Origin of the sequence: Paraglaciecola sp., from assembly GCF_030730205.1 — a bacterium.
GTDB lineage: Bacteria > Pseudomonadota > Gammaproteobacteria > Enterobacterales > Alteromonadaceae > Paraglaciecola.
The window spans coordinates 1-4,026 of sequence record NZ_JANQVQ010000108.1; the positions used below are offsets into that span (position 1 = coordinate 1).

Sequence of the window (4,026 nt, forward strand, 5' to 3'; positions counted from 1 at the left end):
TTGCAGAAATGAAAAACGGCGCTTAAAAAGCGCCGTATTCAATTTGGTGGAGCTGAGAGGGCACCGGTTTGGTGTTTATTATAGTCGCCAAAACAGTTCATCCATAGTTTAAGTAAGCTTCTTATGGTTTATGCTTGCGCAGGAGCTACGGAGTTTTATTTGTCATAAGCTAGCAGATAGTCGTTTGACACGTATTTTTACTGCAAGCTAGGACATTTCCAATCTCAGTTAATGCCTCTTAGTAGGAGATTTTAATCAATAAACATCCCAATAAGGGGGGTCTCCAAAATAAGAGCTCATAAAATCGAGAAAGACACGTAGCTTTGGCGCAAGAAGTTTCCGATGAGGGTAGACTGCATATAAGCTCATCGCATCCACTTCAATGTCATTTAACATGGTTTTGAGTTTACCTTGTTTTAGTGCTTCACCCACGATAAAAGTTGGTTGTAGAATATACCCTTCACCAGCAGTAGCTGCTGCCGTCAATATCTGACCATTGTTTGCAGTCAATCCTACTTGATTATTCTGTGAATTAGCGCGTAATACCCTCATGAGTGGGTGATTGGATGAGGCGTAATCCGTGTAGCTGTAATGTAAGAAATGCGAGCTGTTCAATTCATCAGGCTGGCTGGGATTTCCGTACTGTTCAATGTATGAAGGGGCTGCGCAAAGCACAAGTTTTATTGGCGCTATTTTTTTTGCAATTAATGATGAGCTTTTTAAGTTCCCAATTCTCAGAGCTACATCAAACCCTTCTTCGATGACATCCACCTTACGATCACTCAACTCTAGGTTAACACCTACTTCCGGATACTTTTTTTTGAAATCCCGAATAAGGGGTGCAAGGTGCAATGTTGAAAAGTCTACTGGCGCACTGATTTGTAATAGACCTTTTGCAGTACTTTGCAACTCACCAAAGTGGTTTTCCATGTCATGAACACTCTCCAGAATATGCATGGCATGATGTAAACACTGCTCACCTTCTTGGGTTAAGTGAACGCGCCGAGTTGTTCGGTTAAACAGTCTTACGCCAAGCTGATCTTCAAGCTGCGATACATATTTACTTACTAGTTGATTTGATGTCTCTAGTTTCTCAGCAGCTTTGGTAAAGCTGCCTAGCTCTGCCACGGTAACAAACGCTTTCATTGTGTCTAATCGATCCATAGATAAATTCTATATTACAAATGATATGTTGATAATTATTCCATAATATCATTATTTATCCATTTATATGTTGTTAGTAGTATAGATCTCAACCTGATTGAGGTGGTCAGCTCGGTCAGTCTTTAATAATCACTTAGAGAGGAATTTTATGATAAACAAGCAAACTATACATAATATATTGAAATCAGATGCAGGCGTTGCTGCGTTAGCTTTAAGAGTACCTGTTGGGATTATCCTAGCTGCTCATGGTGCACAGAAATTGTTTGGCTGGTTTGGTGGTTATGGTCTTGAAGGTACTGGGCAATGGTTGGAAAGTATCGGATTGGCGCCAGGGTATTTGATGGCCCTCTTGGCAGGTAGCGCAGAATTCTTTGGTGGAATAGCCTTGATTCTTGGCTTGTTAACCAGACCTGCTGCAGCGGTAAGTGCTTTTACTATGTTAGTGGCTATTTTTAGCGTGCACTTTGAGCATGGTCTTTTCTTATCAAACAATGGATATGAATTTGCTCTTGCTTTGTTAGCTGCAACAGTAGCGCTAACCATTCAAGGAGCTGGAAGTTATGCAGTGGATAATGTCATAACAAAAACGTAGTTGGTTGTGCTTTAAAAGATAATCTTTCGCTCTAAAAGCAAGCTGCTTGATTTTTATCAGTAGTGCCTTTCTGTGTAGCGGGAAGGCCATTTCTATGGCGGTATTAGCCAATGTTAGTCAATGGTGTTTGGCAAGAGAACTGGCAACCAGTTCAAAATAAGGATGAAAAAGGTCGCTTTATACGACAAACATCTTCATTTCGACATTGGATTACACCCGATGGTTCTCCCGGCATAACTGGTGAGGGTGGTTTTAAAGCGGAGGCTAATCGATATCACTTGTACGTTGCCTATATTTGTCCTTGGGCAAGCCGCACCTTAATGGCGAGAGTCTTAAAAGGTTTGGAAGATATTATTTCTGTTTCAGTGATTAATCCCAAACTCATGGATCAAGGGTGGCAGTTTGGTGGCTTTAAAGATAGTGACCATGATGATCTAAATGGGGCGACCTATTTACATGAGCTATACACCGAAGTCACACCAGATTTTACTGGCAGAGCAACCGTACCTGTTTTATGGGATAAAAAAACACAGACTATCTTAAATAATGAGTCAGCGGATATTGTTCGAATGTTTAATACCGCGTTTGTTGAGATTGTTGGCGAAGGTTTAGATTTGGTACCTAGGGCGTTAGAGGGGCAAATTGATGTGTTCAACGACTATATATATTCCAATCTCAATAACGGTGTTTATGAGGCAGGTTTTGCGTCCACTCAAGAAGCTTATGAAGAGGCTTATGAAAAAGTATTTACGGCACTCGACTCGATGGAACAAAAGCTAGCAGATGGGCGTAAATTCCTTTTTGGTGAAGCATTCACTGAGTCAGATATACGTTTATTTGCGACCCTGATCCGATTCGATGTTGCTTATTATGGGCTATTCAAATGTAATCGAAACATGATCAAAGAGATGCCAAAGCTCCATGCTTATATGTATCGCATTTTGTTGATGGAGGGCATTGAGAGCACCGTCAATATTGAACACATTAAGGCAGGTTATTACTCGATAAAGGCGCTGAACCCAATGGGAATTGTTCCTGTAGGCCCTTGGTTTTAAAACTAACCGGAATTTATATGAAATCGAAACGAAATATTGTCTACCTTTCTCATGGCGGCGGCCCCATGCCGCTATTGGGAGATCCTGATCATGACGAAATGATCAAAACTCTCAAAGAAATCGCGGCAGAAGTGGGTAAACCTAGCACAATATTGGTGATAAGCGCCCATTGGGAGGCACGTTTACCGACAGTAACGTCAGGAATAAGTCCTGGAATTATCTATGACTACGTTGGGTTTCCAAAAGAATCGTATGAGATCCAATATCCCGCTTCGGGTGAACCAGAATTGGCAGAGTGTGTTGTCAATGCACTTAAAGAGCGCGGTATCGACGCTGCGAAAGATGATCAACAGCGTTTTGATCATGGCTTATTTGTACCACTTAAGATCATGTACCCTGAATTTGATATTCCATGTGTGCAGCTTTCCTTAGAATACACTCTAGATCCCTTACTGCACATTCAGATAGGTAATGCATTGAAATCGCTGAATTGGGATAATCTACTGGTCTTAGGATCTGGCTCTTCATTTCACAACATACGTGCATTTTTTACCCCAGATGCTCAAGGCGCGCTCGCCAATAATATTGCTTTTGATGAGTGGCTCAGGGAAACAATAAATGATGTGAGTTTGTCAGAACAGGAAAGACTTGAAAGACTCGTAAATTGGACGTCGGCTCCAGGAGCTAGGTATTGTCACCCAAGAGAAGAGCACTTGATTCCTCTACACGTTTGTTACGGCATGGCTACGAAATCTAGCTCTAAAACGTATAGAGCGGAAATAATGAAAAAACAGTTTTCAATGTTTTATTGGGGGGAATGAGAACAGTTGCTTACGAAATAGTACGTTTGAAACTGTTCGAGAACTCATAATTTGCCAGCTTTCGGGTCTGCATTTCTGCGCTGGGTGCGATACTTTGTGCTAATTGCTTACGGGCTTCGTCTCGAGGATGTTTAGCATCTTTTAAACTATCCTCCGATAAAATGGTACTTTTTTGCCTTAGGGTATCGGTTTTGGCGCAGATCATAATACCCCGCATAAATACCCTAAAACATAGGGGGTATCTGTTAGAACATAGTAGACCAGCATAGAATGGCAGGCAATAAAAAACCCAGCAATTACGCTGGGTTCGTAGCCGGTTATGGACTGGCTTAGTCCGTCATTTGGTGGAGCTGGCGGGAGTTGAACCCGCGTCCGAAAAACCTAGATCGTCAGT

Annotated in this window: 5 protein-coding genes and 1 other RNA gene; 3 read left to right on the top strand and 3 right to left on the bottom strand. The window is 41.7% G+C overall.

Annotated features, from left to right (window positions below; translation table 11 throughout):
* Positions 1-255: 255 nt before the first annotated feature.
* Positions 256-1,164, bottom strand: coding sequence for a LysR family transcriptional regulator (locus NWQ57_RS08260; RefSeq protein WP_306021670.1), 909 nt, complete (start codon positions 1,162-1,164; stop codon positions 256-258).
* A gap of 148 nt (positions 1,165-1,312) precedes the next feature.
* Between NWQ57_RS08260 and NWQ57_RS08265 the strand changes: the two genes are divergently transcribed.
* From NWQ57_RS08265 to NWQ57_RS08275, 3 genes are all read left to right on the top strand, one after another.
* Complete coding sequence (locus NWQ57_RS08265) at positions 1,313-1,756, top strand: DoxX family protein (protein WP_372340902.1); 444 nt, start codon at positions 1,313-1,315, stop codon at positions 1,754-1,756.
* Between the two features lie 110 nt (positions 1,757-1,866).
* Positions 1,867-2,811, top strand: a complete 945-nt coding sequence (locus tag NWQ57_RS08270) for a glutathione S-transferase family protein (RefSeq protein ID WP_306021671.1) — start codon at positions 1,867-1,869, stop codon at positions 2,809-2,811.
* A gap of 17 nt (positions 2,812-2,828) precedes the next feature.
* Positions 2,829-3,632: a class III extradiol ring-cleavage dioxygenase gene (locus NWQ57_RS08275; RefSeq protein WP_306021672.1), complete on the top strand. Its 804-nt coding sequence runs from the start codon at positions 2,829-2,831 to the stop codon at positions 3,630-3,632.
* Between the two features lie 10 nt (positions 3,633-3,642).
* Here the strand turns inward: NWQ57_RS08275 and NWQ57_RS08280 are convergent, their stop codons facing one another.
* On the bottom strand, positions 3,643-3,849 hold the full coding sequence (locus tag NWQ57_RS08280; RefSeq protein WP_306021673.1) for a hypothetical protein: 207 nt from the start codon (positions 3,847-3,849) through the stop codon (positions 3,643-3,645).
* 125 nt (positions 3,850-3,974) lie between these two features.
* Positions 3,975-4,026: a transfer-messenger RNA gene (gene ssrA / locus NWQ57_RS08285) on the bottom strand; the annotation flags it as partial.